Origin of the sequence: Paenibacillus rigui, from assembly GCF_002234615.1 — a bacterium.
GTDB classification, from domain to species: Bacteria; Bacillota; Bacilli; order Paenibacillales; family NBRC-103111; genus Paenibacillus_S; species Paenibacillus_S rigui.
Window position 1 is genome coordinate 1 of sequence record NZ_NMQW01000004.1, and the last position, 21,497, is coordinate 21,497.

Annotated in this window: 24 protein-coding genes; 3 read left to right on the forward strand and 21 right to left on the reverse strand. The window is 47.6% G+C overall.

Annotated elements, in window-relative coordinates:
- Positions 1-448: 448 nt before the first annotated feature.
- From CF651_RS04155 to CF651_RS04220, 17 genes are all read right to left on the reverse strand, one after another.
- Positions 449-778: a hypothetical protein gene (locus tag CF651_RS04155; protein ID WP_094013603.1), complete on the reverse strand. Its 330-nt coding sequence runs from the start codon at positions 776-778 to the stop codon at positions 449-451.
- A gap of 205 nt (positions 779-983) precedes the next feature.
- The gene (locus tag CF651_RS33250; RefSeq protein ID WP_094013604.1) at positions 984-1,319 is read right to left on the reverse strand and encodes a helix-turn-helix domain-containing protein; all 336 of its coding nucleotides are present in this window, start codon (positions 1,317-1,319) and stop codon (positions 984-986) included.
- Between the two features lie 152 nt (positions 1,320-1,471).
- A complete protein-coding gene (locus tag CF651_RS33350; protein WP_425436204.1) occupies positions 1,472-1,780 on the reverse strand; it encodes a hypothetical protein in 309 nt (102 codons plus the stop codon).
- A 588-nt stretch (positions 1,781-2,368) separates the two neighbouring features.
- Entirely contained in the window at positions 2,369-3,604 is a 1,236-nt protein-coding gene (locus CF651_RS04165; RefSeq protein ID WP_094013605.1) for a hypothetical protein, read from the reverse strand.
- A gap of 301 nt (positions 3,605-3,905) precedes the next feature.
- Positions 3,906-4,346, reverse strand: coding sequence for a DUF5655 domain-containing protein (locus tag CF651_RS33255; protein ID WP_342746540.1), 441 nt, complete (start codon positions 4,344-4,346; stop codon positions 3,906-3,908).
- A 78-nt stretch (positions 4,347-4,424) separates the two neighbouring features.
- A complete protein-coding gene (locus CF651_RS33260) occupies positions 4,425-4,823 on the reverse strand; it encodes an endonuclease NucS domain-containing protein (protein ID WP_342746541.1) in 399 nt (132 codons plus the stop codon).
- A 278-nt stretch (positions 4,824-5,101) separates the two neighbouring features.
- A complete protein-coding gene (locus tag CF651_RS04175) occupies positions 5,102-5,482 on the reverse strand; it encodes a hypothetical protein (protein WP_094013606.1) in 381 nt (126 codons plus the stop codon).
- A 12-nt stretch (positions 5,483-5,494) separates the two neighbouring features.
- The gene (locus CF651_RS04180; protein WP_094013607.1) at positions 5,495-6,103 is read right to left on the reverse strand and encodes a hypothetical protein; all 609 of its coding nucleotides are present in this window, start codon (positions 6,101-6,103) and stop codon (positions 5,495-5,497) included.
- Positions 6,104-7,039: 936 nt separating this feature from the next.
- Entirely contained in the window at positions 7,040-7,180 is a 141-nt protein-coding gene (locus tag CF651_RS32155) for a hypothetical protein (protein ID WP_179232676.1), read from the reverse strand.
- 18 nt (positions 7,181-7,198) lie between these two features.
- Positions 7,199-7,489, reverse strand: coding sequence for a DUF3892 domain-containing protein (locus CF651_RS04190; RefSeq protein ID WP_094013609.1), 291 nt, complete (start codon positions 7,487-7,489; stop codon positions 7,199-7,201).
- 115 nt (positions 7,490-7,604) lie between these two features.
- A complete protein-coding gene (locus CF651_RS04195; RefSeq protein ID WP_094013610.1) occupies positions 7,605-8,264 on the reverse strand; it encodes an ImmA/IrrE family metallo-endopeptidase in 660 nt (219 codons plus the stop codon).
- A 6-nt stretch (positions 8,265-8,270) separates the two neighbouring features.
- Positions 8,271-8,612, reverse strand: a complete 342-nt coding sequence (locus CF651_RS04200; RefSeq protein ID WP_094013611.1) for a helix-turn-helix domain-containing protein — start codon at positions 8,610-8,612, stop codon at positions 8,271-8,273.
- Positions 8,613-9,034: 422 nt separating this feature from the next.
- Positions 9,035-10,543 (reverse strand): 23S rRNA (uracil(1939)-C(5))-methyltransferase RlmD, encoded by a 1,509-nt coding sequence (gene rlmD / locus CF651_RS04205; protein WP_245855692.1) that lies wholly within the window; start codon positions 10,541-10,543, stop codon positions 9,035-9,037.
- A 134-nt stretch (positions 10,544-10,677) separates the two neighbouring features.
- The gene (locus tag CF651_RS32745; protein ID WP_245855687.1) at positions 10,678-10,878 is read right to left on the reverse strand and encodes a hypothetical protein; all 201 of its coding nucleotides are present in this window, start codon (positions 10,876-10,878) and stop codon (positions 10,678-10,680) included.
- 176 nt (positions 10,879-11,054) lie between these two features.
- Complete coding sequence (locus tag CF651_RS04210) at positions 11,055-12,041, reverse strand: diacylglycerol kinase (RefSeq protein ID WP_094013613.1); 987 nt, start codon at positions 12,039-12,041, stop codon at positions 11,055-11,057.
- A 49-nt stretch (positions 12,042-12,090) separates the two neighbouring features.
- Positions 12,091-12,855 carry a sirohydrochlorin chelatase gene (locus tag CF651_RS04215; protein WP_094013614.1) on the reverse strand — a complete coding sequence of 255 codons (765 nt, stop codon included), beginning with the start codon at positions 12,853-12,855 and terminating at the stop codon, positions 12,091-12,093.
- Between the two features lie 462 nt (positions 12,856-13,317).
- Positions 13,318-13,608, reverse strand: a complete 291-nt coding sequence (locus tag CF651_RS04220; RefSeq protein WP_094013678.1) for a YerC/YecD family TrpR-related protein — start codon at positions 13,606-13,608, stop codon at positions 13,318-13,320.
- Between the two features lie 283 nt (positions 13,609-13,891).
- Here CF651_RS04220 and CF651_RS04225 point away from each other — a divergent pair, with 283 nt between their 5' ends.
- Positions 13,892-14,431, forward strand: a complete 540-nt coding sequence (locus tag CF651_RS04225) for a hypothetical protein (protein ID WP_094013615.1) — start codon at positions 13,892-13,894, stop codon at positions 14,429-14,431.
- Positions 14,432-14,589: 158 nt separating this feature from the next.
- Here the strand turns inward: CF651_RS04225 and CF651_RS04230 are convergent, their stop codons facing one another.
- Positions 14,590-15,789 carry an IS110 family RNA-guided transposase gene (locus CF651_RS04230; protein ID WP_094013616.1) on the reverse strand — a complete coding sequence of 400 codons (1,200 nt, stop codon included), beginning with the start codon at positions 15,787-15,789 and terminating at the stop codon, positions 14,590-14,592.
- 487 nt (positions 15,790-16,276) lie between these two features.
- Positions 16,277-17,014, reverse strand: a complete 738-nt coding sequence (locus tag CF651_RS04235) for a ThuA domain-containing protein (RefSeq protein ID WP_094013617.1) — start codon at positions 17,012-17,014, stop codon at positions 16,277-16,279.
- A gap of 212 nt (positions 17,015-17,226) precedes the next feature.
- On the opposite strand from CF651_RS04235, the gene CF651_RS04240 reads away from it, so the two are divergent.
- Positions 17,227-18,144: a helix-turn-helix domain-containing protein gene (locus CF651_RS04240; RefSeq protein ID WP_094013618.1), complete on the forward strand. Its 918-nt coding sequence runs from the start codon at positions 17,227-17,229 to the stop codon at positions 18,142-18,144.
- 184 nt (positions 18,145-18,328) lie between these two features.
- Here CF651_RS04240 and CF651_RS04245 read toward each other — a convergent pair whose 3' ends face one another.
- Complete coding sequence (locus CF651_RS04245; protein ID WP_094013619.1) at positions 18,329-19,279, reverse strand: helix-turn-helix transcriptional regulator; 951 nt, start codon at positions 19,277-19,279, stop codon at positions 18,329-18,331.
- A 108-nt stretch (positions 19,280-19,387) separates the two neighbouring features.
- Between CF651_RS04245 and CF651_RS04250 the strand changes: the two genes are divergently transcribed.
- A complete protein-coding gene (locus CF651_RS04250; RefSeq protein WP_094013620.1) occupies positions 19,388-19,813 on the forward strand; it encodes a VOC family protein in 426 nt (141 codons plus the stop codon).
- Between the two features lie 250 nt (positions 19,814-20,063).
- On the opposite strand, the gene CF651_RS04255 is transcribed toward CF651_RS04250, so the two are convergent.
- On the reverse strand, positions 20,064-21,329 hold the full coding sequence (locus CF651_RS04255) for a DHH family phosphoesterase (protein WP_144029011.1): 1,266 nt from the start codon (positions 21,327-21,329) through the stop codon (positions 20,064-20,066).
- Between the last annotated feature and the right edge of the window lie 168 nt (positions 21,330-21,497).

The window sequence follows — 21,497 nt, forward strand, 5'->3', positions numbered from 1 at the left end:
ACTGCATACGACGTTCCCCTTAGTCCCGTGGGCTCGGAAATGTATAAAAGAGCCAGGTGAAGAATCATACATTCTACTCCGCGAAGAATCATACATTCTACTCCGCTAAGAATCATACATTCTACTCCGTGAAGAATCATACATTCTACTCCGTGAAGAATCATACATTCTACTCCGCGAAGAATCATACATTCTACTCCGTGAAGAATCATACATTCTACTCCGTGAAGAATCATACATTCTACTCCGTGAAGAATCATACGTTCTACTCCGCGAGCAACAGCTTTCAAAATACTCAATGAGATACTAAATTAATTCCTTTTCCTCATCACTCACGTCCTTTCAATCCCGATACTTTACCCCGAATTACGGAAAACCTAATACCACTGCGTAGATCTAATACATAAATATAGTGGTTTGATTCCAATTCCTCACTTACTTTTCCAGCTTAAAACGTTCCTCCATCTTCTAGCTTCCTCGATCCTTTGAATTCTTTCATTGCGCCGATTAACCCTGTGATGATAAATTTCTTGATCGCGGGACTCATGGTCCTTAGCTTTTGAATTACTTCGCTGATATCTTCAACTACCCCACTACCATTAAGCTCTTTCCGCTTTTGATGAACTCCCCAAGAAATACCTTGTTCCCAAGCACTTTGGAGTTCATATGCTACTTTATCCGCAAGTTCTTCTGTCGGTAACTCCATTAACTGATTATCGAAAACGCCGTCAGCTACAAGAATAAGAAACTTACCGTCTCTGACTACCGATTTGTACAAGGTTCGGTCTCCTTTCACAAAATGCTTTCAAACCATCTTACCATATAAAAGCCATCTCTGGGGGTCAATGAAAGGCCACTACTCGGTATTAAGCGTTGAGTTTGCTCCGGATGGAAAGAAACCACAATAAATAACCCCAATCAGCCGCTTCCGAAATCCACACGGGACCTGTTCTATGCAAGCCATAGCAATATGCCCCTCAATATTAGGATTTTACTGTACTCTCTTGAATCCATGAATCAATTGCGTCTCTATGAAACAATATCCTTCTTCGGATCCTCACGTGGGGAATCTGCTTCTCGCGCACCATCGTGTATATGCAGTCAGTAGAGACGCCAAGATAATTGGACAATTCGATTACTGATAAAACGGATCTTTCCTGGCTATTTGCTTTATGATGAACAAATTCTTCTATCTCATTTTCACAAGAACTTGCTTCATGTTTATTCTGGTTGTCGAGATTAAGGTTGGCAACCCGCTCCTCTTCTAATTCCAGTAAAAGTCTTAATAATTTTACTCGCAACAGGTCATCAGTTTTCATAATTTCGCCCCTTAGTTTATTTAACTGCAAAGACCTCACAATTTTCCCATTTACCGATCATAATCCTTCGCAAAATAGTGATTTTAGAGATAAAGTTCAAGCTGCGATTTATAGCTTTTTTCAATTCCAATAAGCATTCATGCCCATATTAATTAACTTTTAACCAAACTTCTTTTAACTGGAGCACCGTAACAACCGTAGGCAAAATTTAAATCGTAGCGATCCGTTTTTTCGAGTTCCCCATTGTATTTTCGGAACCGGTCCCTAGTAGACAGACAGGAAATTCTGAACAAAGAGGCTTTTACGAAATCACTCATCAAGCTCATAAGAGCTACTCCCTTTCCATTACGACACAAAAGAGCTTGTTGGACGCGCTCGATATGTATCATATTAATGAAAAATGTATGCTCGTAGCCTTCAACGTCCCGCTCATCTTGCGCTTTAAGCGGCGCAGAGAAAATTCGTTAATCAACCCATTCAGCGGAAATAAAGGCGTATTGTATCTCGATGCGTTCAGATTCTCGAAGTTCACATTTTCGTGCACCATTGACAAAAGTGCACTCTTGTTGTTATGTTTGTTTTGTATGTATTTTCCATAATCCCTGCCAACACCGTTGGTTGTGGTGATTCTCTGATAGTTTATTGAAACTCGCCATTAACTTATGTTAATCGTGCTGAAAGAGCCGCCTTTATGGAGGCTCTTCGTCTTATCTTCTCAAATTTATGAACCCATCTACTTGCTGGACTCCACTAATTCTCTTTTGACTCCCGCTCTTTTTGTCCAGTTATGGTCACAAAGAAACGTTTTTGTATAAACACATTCTCTATTAGTGTCTGGACAAACAAGAGCTACTAAGCCTCGGCAATGACGCCATATAACGCAAAAAGGAGCCGCCACCGTAACTTCAGTGGCAAAGCTCCTTTTCGTTTTTATGGATTTAACATATGGCAGCGAACCGTGGCTCTGCAAATCCACAATCCGCCGCCGCGTGATGCTTAGGATGTTCGGGGAGATGGCGTGATCTATAATTCTTAAATTTAGAGCATGTCTACAATTTAATGCTATTAGTTCTGTTATAAGCCTCTTCGGTCGCTTTTAACGAAAGCTGGAAATTCCGTTTTTCAAAATAACTACATAAGATTAATTCCATTAAGTCAGTCATAGTAATGAAAAGTAAAACAATCAAAGTGCTCACCGATTCAGATGATGCTTTATAATCCACCCATTTATTTTTATGACAGATCGCTTGTCTCAAATCATTCAACACACCGTATTCATCACTTTCCTCAATTTCGATGCAACTCATTAAGATTTCATCTTGTTGAGAGGAATTGATTGCCCTCTTCGCGTTCCGAACATTATCCTTAAAGTAGGTGGTTTTTGTAGCTATCGAGTAGCGATGCTTCACAAATAATCCAAGCTTGTCATAAAACTGGTAACTGAACGTGAGTCCAAGTCTTGCAAAATACGCATACTCCTTTTCTCCACTACCACGTAGTCCGTTATCCATACTATACGTATATTTTAGGCATCTGGAAACCTCAAGATATTTCATGACCAAATTTAATAATATTGTAAGTTCCTCATCTGGTCGTATTTCCATTACCTTATAGCTTAATTCAGTGGTCAAAGAGAAGATGCGAATGGCACTTTCTTTATTTCCATGTAGAAGTTGCTTTCTTTGCAATAATGATAGCTCATTGTACACTGGAGCATATATTTCTAATGGATTTACATCTTCTCGATGACCATTTAAATCATCAAGTAGATCAATGACCATTTCTATAAATGAAAGCATTTTTTCGATACTAAACACACGTAATACTTCCTCGTGATCACCATAAAAAGGATCGATGTCATGCTCCGATTTATTTCTCCATTTTAATTCCCTAGCCAAAAATTGTTGAATGCAATTGTACTTTACAGAAATTCTTTTATCAATCTTCAATTGTTTCTTATGAAAGTGAGAAACTTTCATCATTATCTGTTTTATAGTGGACAGTATTTCACGGTAGAAAGTTGTGTATGGAATAAAGCGATTTCCAATACCTGTAGTGTTGTAGTACACCGATTCACATGATTTTTGTATATAATCTATTGAATCAAGCATATGGGTGAAGTCAAGCCTGATTAAATTCTGACTGGAGTCTTTAAACCGTTCACCCCATTTTAATACTATCTCGTGCAAGCGTCGCAACCTAAGTGCATTTTCCTCGATTTGTCTGTTAATTGATGAATAATCCTCCATCGCCTTCATATCTATGTACTGTTGTTTTATGGGCATTCCTTATACTCCTTTTCGAGAAGCATGGTATTTTCATTCCATATTATTACACTATTACAACTACGAACAGGGCAAAAGTATTACAATGACTATTAAAAAAGGAAAACCGTCAAGTCTTAATAGAACGACTTAACGGTTTCTCAAAATGTCACTAGACATGGAGAACCCCTGTCCAACATTTTTATCCATTGTGGTTTTATATGGACAAGGGTTCGATCTTCTGAACCATGCATCAGCAAATCCACAATTCGTCGCCTCGTGATGCTTAGGCTGTTTGGAGAGGTTGCTTAAATATCTTGGTTTAACTAGATTCATAACTTTTAAGCAAATAGGTCTTGGCCTTCTCTAACTGCTCATCGTTGTTAATAGTAATCTCGAGCTCGCCAGTTCCATAATGTCCGATTTTTCTCACATCCCTTGTGAAGCCTGGCTCTATTTTGATGGAATCTGGATTCACCTTCACATAAAGAGTGATTCTGCCCATTTGGGGATGAAATTCTATACAAGCAAAGTTCTTAATCCTTCTGAAAGCAATGTAATGCTTTAAAGTTTTTTCTTGAACATCATCCCCCAAAGCCAACAGGAATGCCCTAATGGCCTCATAACGATTTTTAAGTACATCATCAGATTGCTTAAGGTATTCAGTTACCGTTTTTTCAGAGGATTTGTTCGATGTCGGTACTTGCTTCACAGTATCCAATTCAATAGTTTGGGCTGTTGTTGCATTGACAAGGTCTAGCATTAGTAGTTCATCACCAAACTGTTTGTAGCTGTACAATTCTATATTGCGATTGATTTGCTGTACTGCGTGTCCGTCATATTATGTGAAACCACCGGCTATACACAAAAGACGTGGAGTTGACCAATCAATTAGTTCAGCAACATCATTTCCGTACTTTTTCATGACCAGGAGAGTAAACTCAGCTTTATGATCGAGTAGCCAATCGAGGTAATAAAGTCCCTGATTGATAACATTTTCGTTAGTAGATCTTTTATACTCGATGATCACGGGAGCGTTGTTTTCATCTATTCCCAGCGTATCAATCCGCCCGCCATGTGTCTTTCCAGTCGAATATTCAGTTGCCAAAAAGCGTATCCCTAGAATTGCTTCTAAGTGCCTCTCCATCAAAGTCTGAAGTGACTTTTCAACTGCTACTGATCTTCCTTCAAGTTCTGAAACTTCTCCGTCATTTATATTAAATAACTTAATATCCCCCAAGTTTCGTCGCTCCTCTAAAAATAAACTAAAACGTTATCTAGACCATTCAACACTTCACATTAATTTCCTTCAACATATTCAATTCCAAAGTATACAAAAAAGCGTTTGAACCAATAAAGGTCCCCTGACGCTTAATCATGTAGTACAGGACGTGAAATTCTCCTCCCCTATCTTTACCATTGTGGTTTTGTATGGACAAGGGTTCATAAATGCGAACCGTGGCTTTGCAAATCCACAATCCGCCGCGGCGTGATGCTCAGGTTGTTTGGGGAGGTGGCTTAGGACACCTGCCAATTGGGCAATCTGAAATACGTCATCCCCTTGATAGGACGACCATCCTTAGCGTAACGACCAAATCCCCAGGTTTCAGGACGTTGGAGAATTACTTCAAACAAAATAAGACCATAAAATTTTGCTGCAGATATATCGTCATTTTCGAGTGCATAATAAAGGGGTTGATAAACCGTTCCATGCCAGTCGTGCCCAGGAATCCAACTCGAAGTTATAACTTCATTTAAATCGGCTATGTTATTCAATACCTTTCGTATCTGATCATACGCAGTATTATCGAATTTTTGTAATTTCTTTAACCATTTTGCGTACTCGGTACGATGTGGAACATAGTTTATTTCCTTACCCGACTCAACACTGAGGATCATTAGACACACCCCTTAGCTCTTGAAATATTGTAACAATGCTATTGCAGCGCGTGTTTTCCTCTCAATATCCTTTGAATCCATTTCTTCTGCAAGTATCGAAAGAGCCTTGCTCAGTAACTCATTGGTTTCAATACCTAAAGTGGCTGGTTGTTGATTGAGGTATCTTTCAAGTTTTGCGACCTCAATCGGGTGCTTGAACTGTGTTATACTAGGTCGATTTCGGATGAACTCCTTTAATTCAGGTATCAATTCACTTCGAGGAATGACTGCTTTCCAATCGACAGAACGCTGATGGGATAACCCCACATCATCCAAATCTCCCTTAAAACTATAAGCCCCTAACACACCAACATGAACGTTGCCGTTGTTTCGATCCTCGATGAGAACGAAATCTCCAGGCGACATAGTGTTACAAAAGGCATTAACCATCCCTAGATGATAACGGGTTCGTGCAGGATCTTCATGATAAACACGTTCTAAACGTTCGCGAATTTCCTGTTTGTTTAGACCACTTAGGTCACCCAAACCAGGATAACCAATTGCAACAAATCCTCCAGTCAAAAACTCATTAAATTTATCCTCTACATTTAGAGGATATGTTTTGCATTGAAACAACTCCATTATTGATTACTCCTCTCGTTCTAATTATCCTTGGAGATAACCTTCAAGGACCTCTACATAGGATAATAACACCCAACTTCCTTCTTGTCAATCTTGATGGTGCTCTTCATGATGTTCTTAGATCGTGCTTGATCTCTATGGTCTTATATTTCTGAATGTTGCATACAGCTTGTGGTTGAATGAATCCTTCTGTATTCCAACCTCACCAAAAAGAAAAAACAGTACAGACAAAAGCGTAACTAAATCGCAATTGACGGTACTGTTATATTGAAATTTGATCCTTACGTCATTGGAGAACGAAAATGAACCCCTGTTCACTTAACCATTGTGGTTTGTGTGGACAAGGGTTCATTTTTCCGAGCCGTGGCTTGGCAAATCCACAATCCGCCGCAGCGTGATGTTTAGGATGTTTGGGGAGGTTGCGTAAAGACAGAAGTTTCTAGTATCCTCTTCGCCTTTTCCCACCATTTGAAGAAGATCCATACATTATTGCCAGCCCTGTAATGGCAAGAACAGCAAATAAAATAAAGGAGTATATTGAAAAATATAATCCAATTATTCCAATAATTACGCGACGAAAATTATTAAACCTGAGATCCACGAACTAATATCGTACTCTCTACTAAGTTCTAAAGCATTGTATATTGTCGACAAACTCAACAGTCCCATCAAAATAAAAGCAACAAAACTTTCTAGCATCACAACTATATATTCTTTCGTATGGTGAAGATAGAAGATAATATAATCAATATAAGTGTTAGGAATTGTACTTGGTTCTGGCAAAGTTAATATGCCTTTGAAAGAGAAAAATGAAATTATAAATGCTACACCCATTAGAATAAAATATGATATTTTACTGTGAAAAATCTCAAGTGAGTCCCAAATCGACTCGAATATACTGAACAAAATTTCATTCTCCCTACTATTTAGTCTAGATTACTTTTTGCTTCTTGCCTGTGCCAATACTGAGCCAGCCAATGACTTTGTTTTAGCACTAGAACCAGCACTTCTCAAAGCTCTAGATGCTTTTGTAGCTAATTTAGAACTACTAACTTTCTTCGTACTAGATTTTTCCACATTCTTCACCCCCTTCAATTAATATTTACATTCAAGTAGGCTGAGCAAATTATCCGGATTTTCACCATCAGCTACAGTTTTAATATACTTATTCCCATATCGACTTTTGGCAACAATAACATCCACCGTTCGCCCTCCTCTACTAACATAAAAAGCCCACTTCCCGCTTTCAATCCCCTCAATCGCATGTTGTTGAGTAATACGCCATAAAGAACCATCAGCATTTTGCCCGCCGATATGTGTTATTCTCTCATGCGAATTATAACGATCACTTTTGTTCACACAAAGTATTTGGTGTCTATTTGCCATAGTAGGAATCCTCCCTATTTAATTAGATGGTGATAATATTTATATTAAACTTGTTTGCACAAGGTATATTGTGTTGATTTTCAACTCAACATTTATCCTTGAAAAAATGGACAGTTTAAAAGGAAAGCTGTCCATCACTATCTTCTCTCGAATTATGTATTCTGCCTTTATCATCAATGTATAATAAATTCAATGAGTGCAAACGCACTTTTAAAGCAGAAATCGTTACCTTAAACATATCCGCAATTTTATATAAATGCCGGAATGTTATTTTATTTGTGTTTTCCTTCAAATCATTAATAGTTTGAATAAAAATAGGTTTAGGCATCAATAGACACCCAGCGAACATATCAGCCTGTACTTCTTCAGGAGGCTTCTTAGAGAAACTTCGGCAATAATAGATTTCTTCATCTTCAATTGAAATCGACAATTGATCATCAAATTCATCATCAACATGCAAGACCCAATGCCCAAGCTCATGAGCCATTGTAAAATGCATTGTACCGATCTTTTCCTCAAATAGATCCCTACATGATTCATTCATAACAATCTTACGCTTTCGAGGAAAGATTGCTGCCATTACCAACCCTGATGGGTCAAAATGATCGATTACATCCCATTCAATGTCTAATCCAAAATGAAATTCAATAATCTCATCAACCGGTACTTCTATTGAAGAACTATCCGACGAATCAATTGGAAATCCATATTGCATTAGAATTTTCTCGGTTATTGCTTCCATCTGCTCCAGGGAAATGAAAGGTACCTTAGCCACTTACTACTACTCCCCCTCAACATTACCATCAACAATACGATGGATTGCTTTCCATTGTTCGGGGGAAATATTCTGGGCTTTTCTCAAAAAGGCTGGGAGTTCCTCATTTTCAGAAATAACCTTCTGAAAATCACTCGGTATCTTTTTCGCAGCAAGTATCAACGTATCAGAATCGACATCCAGCACTTCAGCTATCTTAAGAATCTTATCCTCCGCTGGAGGATCCATGGTGCCGCTTTCGATCTTACTAATATAAGTAAAATCAATACCTACGAGCTCAGCAAGTTTTCGCTGACTAACTTTTCTTTCTTTCCGAAGGGATTTTAGCATTTCGCCGAAATCACTCATAGAACACACTGCCCTTCTGTATTTAGAATATTACAGTACGTTGAGTTGATTGTCAACACAATTTCAATTCTTAATTTAAATTATATCATAAGGCCATATCAGGACACTAGAAAAAGCGTCGGTACCGTTAAAAGCGTCATCGTGACGCAACTGACAGTACTGACGCTTTTAATACTGACTAGACCGATGACGCCCCCCTTTCCACCCCTTAAGTTGTGGTTTTGTATGGACAAGGGTTCGGTTTTCCGAGTGGAGTCGAACCCCTGTCCCAATAATTGAAAACTCCCAATTCAAGCGCTAGGCATCCCCCAATTAATCTATTAATTTCGTCAACAATCAGTCAACTCTATCATTTTTAATCTTCTGTTTCACAATTTAATCCCATCTGTACTACTCCCCAAACCCGCTCCACCACTGCAATCTCAGCGATCTGTACCATTCCTCACCAACAGAGCTACTGATTCTACGTGAACGGTATGCGGAAACATATCCACCGGCTGCACCTCGACGGTGGAATACCCACCTTCCTCGAGCACCTGCAGGTCGCGGGCCAGTGTCGACGGGTTGCACGACACGTAGACCACGCGAGTGGGGCGCATCTCGAGGATGGTCGCGAGCAGCGCAGCGTCGCAGCCCTTGCGCGGCGGGTCAACCACGATGACGTCAGGGGCAATGCCCTGACGTCGCCATTCGGGGATGACCACCTCCGCCGCGCCGACCTCGAACTGAACGTTGCGGATGCCGTTCAGCCGCGCATTGCGCCGAGCATCGTCGATCGCTTCGCCGACGATCTCGACGCCATACACTTGGCGCGCACGCTGCGCCAAGAACAGACTGATCGTGCCGATGCCGCAATAGGCATCGATTACGGTCTCTTCGCCTCTCAGCCCGGCGAAGTCCAGGGCTTTGCCGTACAGCACCTCGGTCTGTACGGGGTTCACTTGATAGAACGATCGCGCGGAGATCGCGAATCGGATAGCTCCGATGGTGTCGTAGATCACATCGTCGCCCCAGAGTACCTTCGTCTTGTCACCGAAAATGACGTTGGTCCGCTCTTTGTTGACGTTCTGGCATATACTCTTGATGCCGGGAATCGCTTGACGTAGCAGACCGACCAGCTCGTCCACATGCGGCAGGCTCTCCCCATTCGTGATCAGGACGACCATGATCTCACCGGTATTAAAGCCGTAGCGTGCTACGACGTGGCGCAGCAGGCCTTTGTGGGTTTCTTCGTTGTAGGCACGGATGCCGAGCTCGCGGGCGATCCGCTTGACCTCGGCGACGACGCGGTCGTTGTTCTCCTGCTGGATGAGGCACTCATCCATGTCGATGATGCGGTGGCTGCCTTGGGCGTAAAAGCCCCCGACCAGGCCACCTTCTCTATCGGCAGAAGCCGCCTCGAAGCCGATAGGCACCTGGGCCTTGTTGCGGTAGCGCCAAGGCTCCTCCATCCCCAGCGTCGGATGCACGACGATGCCTTTGGTGGCAGCAGTTGAGGGGGAAGCTGCAGCATGGGATGCATCTTGGAAAGCTGCGCCCGCAGCCTCGTCTGATTTTCCAGAAGAAGCGGCAGAGGTCCCCCCAGCCACCTTCAGCTTGCCGATCCGCTCCAGGTTGTCGATCACTAGCTGACGCTTGAAGCGCAGCTGGCCCTCATAGCTCAGGTGCTGCAGCTGGCAGCCGCCGCACTGGCTGTAGATCGGACAGGGAGCCGAGATCCGGTCCGGGCTCGCCTGGATGATACGCAGCAGCTTGCCGTAGCCATACTGCTTCTTCAGCTTCACCGCCTTGACGAGCACACGCTCGCCCGGCAGCGCGCCAGGAATAAAAAGGGTATAACCGCTGACCCGGCCTACCCCTTCGCCCTCATGCCCGATACCGACGATATCTGCCTCGTATTCGCCATTCTTCTCCACGGGCAGTCCGCTCAGATCGGCAGCCGCTGGCTGCCGTCCTCTTCCATTCGGCCGGCCGGAGCGAGAGCTGGAAGCGGAACGGCTCCCTGCCTCTGGGACTCTGACCACCCCAGCCTGATTACGGCCATCCCCGGCTCTGCCCCTAGTTTTCAATGCGCCTCCGACCTTCGCCGGGGATCGATCACCCGAGGCTCCGCCAGCTGCCTGCTCTCCTCTGCCTGACAGCTTCGTTCTCGAGCCCCTCGCTTCGGATCGGGCTCCTGTCTCTTCAGTTCTCCCTCCAGCCTCGAATCCAGTCCGTTCACTAGTCTCTTCAGCTCCCCCTCGAGACCCGAATCCCGTCCGCGCACTAGTCTCCTCAGCTCTCCCTCGAGACCCGAATCCCGTCCGCACACTAGTCTCTTCAGCTCTCCCCCGAGACCCGAATCCCGTACGTACACTAGTCTCTTCAGCTCTCCCTCGAGACCCGAATCCCGTACGTGCACTAGCTTCTCCACGCTCCGAGCCGCCTCGAAACCCTTTGCCGTTACTGCTCTTCTTGCTCATGTTCGTCCACTCCAGCTTTCGTCGTTTTCCATGGCAGCTTGATTTGCTGTAATGGGTTTTGTTTGTATACCGATTGTCCGCTTTCATCCACAAAAATATGCAGATGCGAAGGCAGGTTCGTAAAGACGCAAGGCAGCGTGCCGCCGAATTCGCCGTCCAGGTTGATCTGCACGTAGTCCGGTGAGGTCACTTGTATGCTGCGCGTTTGCATATAGATGATGTTCGGATCGCCCAAATGCTCGCCGCGGAGCGCCAGGGACACGACGCGGATAAACTCCGCGAGGTTGCACTTTTTCAGGATCAGCACGTCGAACAGGCCGTCGCTGAGCGACGCGTCAGGAGCCAGGCGCTCGAAGCCGCCGACGGAGTTGGAGTTCGAGATGAGGAACAGCATCACTTCCTCGTGAAGATCTCCCTCATCGGTGCGGATGTACAGATCGATCGGACGCAGCCGTGGCAGCTTCTCGAGCCCCTTCATATAATAGGCCATCTGGCCGATCATGGTCTTCAGCTTGCTTGGCACCTCGTACGTCAGCTCCGTCAAGGAGCCGCCGCCGGCGATGTTGATGAAGTAGCGCTGGTTCATCTTGCCGACGTCGATAACGCGCGTATGCTGCTGCAGGATGACGTCAACCGCCCCCTCCCAGCTGCGCGGAATGTTAAGCGCCCGGGCGAAATCATTCGTTGTCCCGAGCGGCAAAATGCCCAGCGGCGGGCGATTTTCCTTCTCTGCCATGCCGTTGACGACCTCATACAGCGTGCCGTCGCCGCCTGCCGCGATGATGATATCGAAGCCGCGTTCGACCGCCTCGGCCGCGGCCAGCGTCGCGTCGCCTTCCCCGATCGTCGCATGGGTCGAGGTCTCGAGACCGCCGCGTTCCAGCCGCTGCAAAATCTCAGGCAGCCGCTTCTTCATTTCCTCCCTGCCGGAGGATGGATTATAGATCAATCTTGCCCGTTTGACCATTCTACTGTTCACCCGTTCGCATCAAATTGCTGTATCCTTGTGTTGCCTTCTATTTTCCAATAAAAGGATCCGCCTGCCGCTCCATCCACCGCGCAAGCAGAGGATGCGGGAGCAGCGCTTTTCCATTGTATCTATATGTATACCCCTGCATACGGGCAGGGATCACTTCATTCGTAAAGTAGCCTTCGCTCAAAAACAGCGGCACCACCAGCAGCTCATGCTCCGGCTTGCGTTCACGCCACCCCTTCAGCTTGCGCGGGAGCTGATCCGGCAGCAGCATGGCTACATCCACCTCATCGAACCCGCCCAGCGCCCGAAGACGGGAGGCGAGCTGCTCAAGCCCTCTGCGCCACCGCAGGTGGAAGCCTTTTTCAATACTGCCGTGGCCTACCAGCATCACGATTTCGCGTGCCGGATCGACTGATAGCGGCTTCATTTTTTCATACAAAATGTCCGCAATGATCGGATCGTCGTCAATCGGAGAGGTAAAATGAATCCTCGCCTGAATCGCGAACGGGGTCATATCCGTCGGCAGCAGCGGCTCCGGCTTCACACCCAGCGCGTAGCTGATCTCATCGATATGCGTGCTTCCCGAAGAGACGAAGAATGGAATGACGATAATATCCGTTACGCCAAGAGATTCCAGATGCGTGATCCCGTCCTGAATGAGCCGGCCTTCGACAATTTCCAGAAAAGAGGAAAACACCGGCACACCTGCGGGCACCCGCATCGCTTGGACGACCTCGTCCACCAGACGAACCCACTCCGCGCTTCGCGATCCATGACTGATGACTAAAATTCCATAGCTGTTCACCGGCGTTCCCCTTCCTGTCTGCATCAAAAAGAAAGGCGCTCCGGAGTGTGCCCTTCTCGCTTCCTGGTTTTAACTTTTCCTATTATACCATAAAATTATAGGCTTCGCCTGCAGCTGGATAGGGAATCCATTTGGGGGCTGCTGCCCATGATCCCGGGTCCGTCTATCAGAAGCATCTCTGTTTCCATGGCGTGCCGGTAGCACGGCAGTGATGAAATGTGGAAGCATGGGAGGAACGCTGCAGGATCGGTAGTGCTGGCGCTGCGCGAATATCCTTTGACCAAAAAAAACGAGTGGGACGAAGAACGTCCCCAGACCGTGTTCGGGGAGCGCGTCCTCATCCGCACTCGTCTTATACCAGCCAGGCCAGCGCGTTCGCTGTTGGCTGCAATCTTTTTTAGTAACCTACACCGGCTCCAGCCTGCCTCTAAACGGACTGCGTTGCCGGAACTTGCTCCGTGCTTAGCGTCCGAGACGCTCCAGGGACATTTTGTACCCGTCGTTCCCGTAATTCAAGCAGCGCTTCACGCGGGAAATGGTCGCCGTGCTGGCTCCGGTCTCCGCCTCGATCTGATTGTACGTATTGCCTTTACGCAGCATCCGGGCCACCTCCAAGCGCTGGGACAGCGACTGGATTTCATTCACGGTACATAAATCGTCGAAAAACACGTAGCATTCTTCAATATCTTTAAGCGTCAAAATCGCTTCGAACAGCTGATCGATCGCTTTATCGTTCAATTTTTTCAATTGCATATTGTTCAACCCCTTGATGGTCTGCTTCAATTCATTTATTGGCATGCTTATTAAATATTCGACATCAGCGGGAGAAATCCTCCCTTTAGAATAGCAAAACTTTACTATTTTTATGCGGTAGTGGGTTAAAACCTAAGAAATCGCCCCAAACCGTGACAGGAGTCCAATCCATCCATTCGCCTAGCACATAGACTACAGTAGGCAAAACGTCTATCTCTTGGCGCAAAGCAGCCCGCTCACCCGCGGATCTTTGCCATAATCTAATAAAAGGAATGTGAATCCTGTGAGCTATCATCAAAGACCTACGATAGGCAATCAAGGCGCGCACACACGAAGCTATCAGCAAGCACCGCCTCCCTACTCTATGGGTGGTGGCGGCGATTTATTCGGTAATCCCTATGCAGCCCAGCAGCAATTTCCGGGCGGCTTGGGCTTAAGCTCGGTGACGCCGGAAGCGTCGAGCTTACCCGTTCCTGTCTCCACTTCCGCATCTGGCGGGAAGGGCGGAGGGCTGGCTTCGCTGTTCAGCGGCGGAGGCAGCGGAAGCGGCACCGGCGGCAGCTCCTTCAATATGGCCCAGGTCAAGCAAATGATTGACCGCTTGGGCGGCATCGAAGGCATCATGGACACGATGGGTAAAGTGCAGAAGATGGTGCAAAGCGTACAACAAATGGCCCCGCTCGTCAAGCTGCTGATGGGTTCCTTCGCCAAAGGCAAAAAAGGCGGCGACATCGACGAGCTCCCCTCCGACCGCAAAAAGCGCCGCAAGCGCAAGCCGACGGCCACCGGCAAGCGCCGTACCAAACGCCGCACCGGGCGTTAGGGTAAGGGTAATGAAGCCAGCGGGCAAGGCATGGCAGCAAAAAAACCAGCTAATGGTATGTCAAGTCAAGCTTTTTGAAAGGCTAAAGATTTGTTATACTGAAAAATAAGTACCACAAATAAACCTCCATATGAATGGAAGTTTATGGCATTAATGAGTTATAAAGTGTAGGGTTGCCTTCTTTTGAGCATAGCGTAGATGTGATGTAGTAACTTGTTGGCGCAAGCGATCACAGCTACCTTATGGGGCTTCCCTTCACTTTTTTTCTTGTCATAGTATTCACGCATTCGAAGGTTAATACCTACCCGTAAACCACAGGTGACGGCTAAATATACAGCGCGTCGCAATCGTTTGGATCCCCGTTTTGTAATCCTATTTTGAGTCGCTGTAAACTTTCCAGAGCTAAAGACACTTGGATCTAGCCCTGCATATGCCACCAATTGTTTAGGATATCGGAATTGTGTCGCGTCGCCAATTTCTGAAACAATGGCAGCTGCAATTTTCGTGCCTACCCCAGGGATAGTCTCTAGTAGCTTTACTTCCTCAATCATTGCCGACAACTCCAGAATGGTTTTCTCAAGTTCAGTGAGTTGCATTTGAAACCCACGTACCGTTTTCAACATACTGCGTAGGGCTGTTTCTAATCCAAAGGAAACCTGTGTTACAGGGTTCTGGAGCACAGCCGCCTTTAAGTTGTCTACTTTACGATTCATCCAGGCCTCGGAACGAGAGGCTTTTGTCGCTTCCCTCACTGTCTGAATCCAGTCTTCTTCATCTCTGTTCTGGATACCCTCATGTGACAAACACAGGTCTAACAGGTTAAGAGAGGTTTTAGAAAATAAGTCCTTAAAAACCCCCTCGTAGCCTGGAAACACTTGATCTAGCAACGTTCGCATGTTTAATTTAGCTTGTACATAAAGGCTGGTGATGAACTCATGTTGCCTGGTTAGAAATTGCAAATCCATGAGATGTTCTTCCCGACAAGGATGGACTAACCAATCTTCCTCTTGGTAGTATAAGTCTCCTAAGTGCCAAGCATCTGAAGCATCTGTTTTAACTTTACGCAAACTTGTTCTTCGGGCTCTTTGGGCCTGCAAAGGATTAACAAGTATGATGTCATACCCTTCGCTTTGTATTCGCTGAACGAGAGTACGATGGTAATGTCCGGTTGGTTCTAAGATAACAACTGGTTTCGTCTTAGTCGTCATTTCTAGTTCGGCTAAAATTTGAAGTAGTCGTTCTAAGCCATTTGGCGTATGCCAGATCACTTGATCTCGACCATAAGGAGCATTACGTTTTATGAATGCTTGTATGACTGATTTTCCTTTTGCTACATCAATACCAATGACGGGTCTCATATTGTTCCTCCATTATCTATTTACCGGTAATCCCACAATGGTTCCAACTCCACAGCTTCGCTTGTGATACGAGGTCAATGCCTCAACCAGCTCAAACATGGTAGAAGGGGGTAGTGGGAGAACAGTTTTTAGTACGGGGTAAATCCCCAGAGGCTGTCACGTTCTCCCGGCTACTGCCATCATAAAACGACCATTAAAATAGGCCAACCAGTAAACTCTGGTTGACCTATTAATACGAAAGAGCTGTACCGGAACAACCGGTGACGGCTCTTTTTTTCGATCGGAGCATCGCTCAAAGGCGGATAGTCCTCAAGTTATACTGGCTTTCAGCAAAGCGCATATCTGGGTCTCTGGATACCACAAAAAATCCGGCAAGAACGCATGGAGCGCTCCGCCGGACGGCTGGCTTCAGTCTTAGCTATGCAGTTGTTTCGACCCTCAAGGGGAGCAGCTCAGCCCAGAAGATGAGCTTGCCTCCGTTCGATGCTTACCCGCGCACCTTCTCCTTGATCGGCTCCAGCGGCTTGTGATTGCCGTACACTGGATACTCGCGGGTCGTAGGCGCGGCCCACTTCACGCCGTTCGAGATGACGCGGCGGATTTGCTCGTTGTAGTACGTCGGATATGTCTCGTGTCCCGGACGGAAGTAGAAGATTTTGCCTTGGCCGCGATGGAACGTGCAGGCGCTGCGGAACACCTCGCCGCCCTCGAACCAGCTCACCATGATCAGCTCGTCCGGCTGCGGAATATCGAAGTGCTCGCCGTACATTTCTTCAGCTTCCAGCTCGATATACTGGCCGATGCCTTCCGCAATCGGGTGTCCCGGGGATACGACCCACAGACGTTCTTTGTCGTCGGCTTCTCTCCACTTCAGGTCGCACGTCGTGCCCATGAGCTTTTTGAAAATTTTGGAGAAGTGGCCGGAATGCAGCACAATCAAGCCCATTCCGCGCATGACGCGTTCATGTACACGCTCGACGATAGCGTCGGTGACATCGCCGTGGGCTTTATGACCCCACCAGATCAACACGTCGGTGTTGTTCAGCTTGTCCTCGGTCAAGCCGTGCTCCGGCTCATCCAATGTCGCGTATTGCACCTCGAACTCGGCTCCCAAGCCTTCGCCGATCGCTTCATGAATACCGTTCGGGTAGACGGAGCGGACCTTCTCGCTTTCTTTTTCATGACGGAATTCGTTCCATACGGTAACGCGTAATTTTTGGCTCATGGGCAGTTAACCTCCAGTGAAATGTGTGGCGTTTTCTTTCCTTGATTATATAGGACGGCGCCGCGAAAAAGATATTCTCAATACTGCCTGCCTTGTATGCAATAATGTCTTCGGTCCTGCAAACGTGCTATACTATTCATGTTTCATTCAACAGGCTAGTATGCAATCTTGTTTTGTCAAAGTTTGTAAAACCAGGAGGGAACACGCCGCGAATGACCACGCTGTTCGATAACGACATGCTGGAAGCCGACGTTCACAATGAACATGTCGATTACCAGAACCCTCTGCTGCGCCTCAAAATATGGCAGATTCATGCCCCCCGGCGCACCTTTGCGGAGCCTCAGGCGGTAGGACGCTGGCATTATCATAAAGAAGTGGAGTTTCTCGCTATGGTCGAAGGCGGCTTAGGCATTCAGACCAAGCACGATTCCCGGCTGCTTCAAGCGGGCGATGTGCACTTGTTCGGCTCCTCTCAGCTTCACCGGACAAGACATGAAGGAGTCGAGACGCTGAGCTATATCGTATGCCAGTTCGATTTGGGGCAGCATTTTGATGAGAGCACGATGCCTTATTTGCATTATTTCAGCGAAGCGCGGCGTCCGCTCGGGCATTTGAATTATATGTTCCGGGACGACCCCGAGGTGCAGAGGCAGGCGTACGGGCTTATTATGGACATTTTCCAGGAAACCCAAACCAAGGGGAAGGGGTATGAGCTTGCGATCAGTGCCGCGATCCGCCGTCTGCTGCTGCTGCTGATACGCAACGATACCCGGGAGCTGCTGCACGGAGCGGACAATCTCGAGCTGATGCGTCTGCAGCCGGCACTGGATTATGTAGACGAGCATCTCAGCGAAAAGATCGCCATCGAGCAGGCCTGCGCGGTGCTGAATTTGAGCTATCACTATTTCATTAAATATTTTAAAAAGGTGATGGGACTCTCGTTTGTTGACTACGTAAATTATAAACGGATTAAAAAAGCGGAGCGGCTGCTCCTGACGCAGGATATCAGCATCATGGAGCTTGGGGAAGCCGTCGGCATACCGAATATGGCACAGTTTTACAAGCTGTTCAAGCGGCATAACAACTGCTCTCCGAAGGAGTTCAAGCTGCGGATGCGGGCGGAGCAGTAAGGGCTTGGAGCATGTGCGCGGGCACAGTAAAGGCTGGGCCGGTACGCACCGGCGCTCAGTTTTCCTAGGCACACGAAGGAGGCTGTGATTCACATCCCGGGGGATGGAGTCACAGCCTTCTTCGTGTGGGCGAACAAGCAGCGCTAGCGCGCTTGCTGCGAAGGCCGCTGCTATGCAGCCTCCGCTAGTACCGGCTCAGCAGCTCCGTCAGTCTTCGTTTCATCTCATCGATCAGCTCCTGCGGATGTTTCACCGTCGCTCCCTTCCCCAGCCCAATGAAAAATTGGGCCAGGAACGGCAGATCGTACCTCGGAACCTCGCCTTCCAGCCATCCCGAGCCATTGTCCCGGATATGCAGCTTGGACGCCAGCCAAAGCTCCGCCTCGCATTGCTGAACCCCTGCCTGGGTCAGCTCCGCCTGAAGACGAAGGCGCGCTCCCCCCTGCTCCTCCTGCTGAAACAGCTCCCGATTCTCCAGATGCACCTCCCGAAGATCCAATGGCTCCGTCCCCGAATTATCGTACACTGCCGAATGAATCCGGTCGCAGCGGAACACCCTGTAATCTTGCCTCAGAAAGCAATAGGCGGGACAGTACCACAATCCGTTGCTGGCATAGATGCCGACAGGCTGTATTTTTCTGCATGCAGCCCCCTCCCTGGAGCCGTAATCGATGAGGATAACCTTCTGGTTCAAGGCCCCGTCGAGCAGGATCGATAAATAAGGGAATTCGTTCTGCCGCCTGGGCGTTACAAAGTCTACCCGGTTCTTCATTTGGTCGATCCGGTCGCGGATGTCCCCCGACATGTAGTAATAAAATTTGCTCAAGGCCGAGGACGATTCGGCTTCAAAGGGCAGATAGGAGTAATGGCGCAGCGCGTGGCATGCGAAAAAGATCGCCACCGCCTCCTCTTCGGTAAATGCGATAGGAGGCAATATTCTCTCGTTCAGCACCTGATATCCGCCGTGGGGCCCCACCTCCGAGTACAAAGGCACGCCCAATTCGCTTAATTCCTGGAGGTCTCTCAGGATCGTTCTCTTGGAGACACCGAACTCGTCGGCTAGCTCCTGTACTTTAAACTTTCGTTTGCGGTTGACGGTCATCATCAAATCCAACAGCCGTTTTGATTTGGACATGGATGTACAGCTCCGATATTTTAGAGTTTATGACAATTGTTGTCACCATTATAAGCTACAATAAATTTGAAGCCAAATGAAAACCACAATCAAAGGAGCTGTTGAACGATGATTACCCAATTGACCCCTTTTATTATGCTGGACAGACAAGCCAATAACGCGATCCGGTTCTACGTGGAAGCCCTCGGTGCAAAGGTGATTTTTAAACAAACGTTCGGGGAAGGGCCTCAGGATCCCCAGCACCCTTTGTCAGAGGAGGATAAGGACCTGATCTCCCACTCCGTGCTCAAAGTCGGCGAGACCGAGCTCATGGTTTCCGACATGATGCCCGGCCAAACGCCGCAGCAAGGCAATCAGGTTAACATTTGCCTGATTACAGATGATGCGGAGGAAGCGCAGCGGGTGTATGAGGCTTTGTGCCAGAACGGCCAAGTGGATATTCCGCTGGGCGAGGTGCATTTCAGTCCAGCCTACGGTATGGTGACCGACCGGTACGGCGTCGTGTTTCAAGTGTTCACGAGGCGTCCGCGCTAAACTGCAGGCAGCATGAACACGTGTGGCTGCGCCGCTTGGTGGTTTCGCCACCATGCTAGCTGCTGCATGCGGCGTCACCGCCATGCTGATTGCTGCATGTGGCGCCGGCACCATGCTGACTGTTGCATGTGGCGCCGGCACCATGCTGGCTGCTGCATGCGGCGTCACCGCCATGCTGACTGCTGCATGCGGCGTCACCGCCATGCTGATTGCTGCATGTGGAGGGGCAATCAGCATACTGATGTGGGCCTCACAGCGCCGGAAAGTGCAGAGCTGGGGGGTGTTGGCTTCCATCTATGAATCCAAAACCCGAGGTTGACGCCGTCCCGCCAGCCTGCTTCCTTCGATCGGCCATGTTCTCCATCAGATAGGCGACATAAGTCTGATCCCGGGCGAGCCACGCGGCATAATGCCTTTTGACATAGCGCTCCGCCTCCTCGAACGTCGGGAAGGGCTCGTCCAGCTCCTCCCCATCTACATCCACAACCCAACTGTCCCCGGAGGAAAACAGGAATACGTTCTGCTCTTTCCGGTTCTCGTACAGCGAGCCGTAGGCTGAATTTTTCAAATTAAATGTGTTCTGATACGCATCGGCACGAATCGGCTCCATCGGGAACGGCTCCGCCACATACAACCGGTACGCATCGTCCGTCATGGACGCTCCGGCTGCTTTCACATGGCCTCCCCCGCCGAACTGGCCGGCAATCTCCGAGACATCGACATGGTCGTGGATCGTGCGGAAGCTTATTTTTTTGCCGCCCATATTCAGAATGACAATGTAATCGAGGTGCGGGTTCTCTTTGCCCAGCTCGTTGCCAAGCTCCGAATGGTACGATTCCGCATGGACGATGCCGACGAAATGCTCCTGAACGGGCGCTTGGATGATTTCCCGCTTTTTCCTCCGCACATACCTTTCAATCTTTTCTTCTTCCAGATCCAATATTTTTTCTTCAAATGCATCGAATGCGAAGTGCTCGCTCTGCTGGAGGCGCTTCACCATTTTTTCCTCGAATTCCTCATGGGACACCAAATAGAACAGATCGTTCAGGCGCTTGGCCTTCTGCTGCCCGTTCTTCTCCCATTCCCATGTATCGTACTGGCGGACCAGCTCGACGAATTCCGCAAGTCCGTTGGACGGCTTCAGAAGCCCGTTCTGCATCAAATATTCATAGAAAAGCGAGGTGGCCGACGCCAGCTTCCCGTTCTCATATTCCACCTGCACTATGGCCCACGGGTACTTGTTGTAATGGAGCGAGGTTTTGTGATGGTCGATCAGCTTGATTTTGCCGCCGGACTGCACAAAGGCTTGAATTCCTCGCTCATTCGCCTCATGAACCGACAGGTCGGTGATGAATAAGTAGTTTTTCTTTTTGCCTTTTTCCAAAAAGCGTTCGACCTGTACGTTGAGCCCGCCGACCGAATTATACCGGATCTCCACCTTGTGCCCGAACGCACATCTCGCCACAATACCGCAGCCGACGCCGTCCAAATCATTATGCGTGTATAAAAGATACAAGTGTTCGTCCCCCCTGTCCTGTTCGGCCAAGATTTGATTCGTTCTTCTGCAAAACAGACTTAAAATACAACCTGTAAATTGCCCCGCAGCGCAGCCCTTTATGCGGTACATACCTATTGCTGCTTGCCCCTGCCTGCCCTCGCATATCATTCTTCTGTCAGGACAATA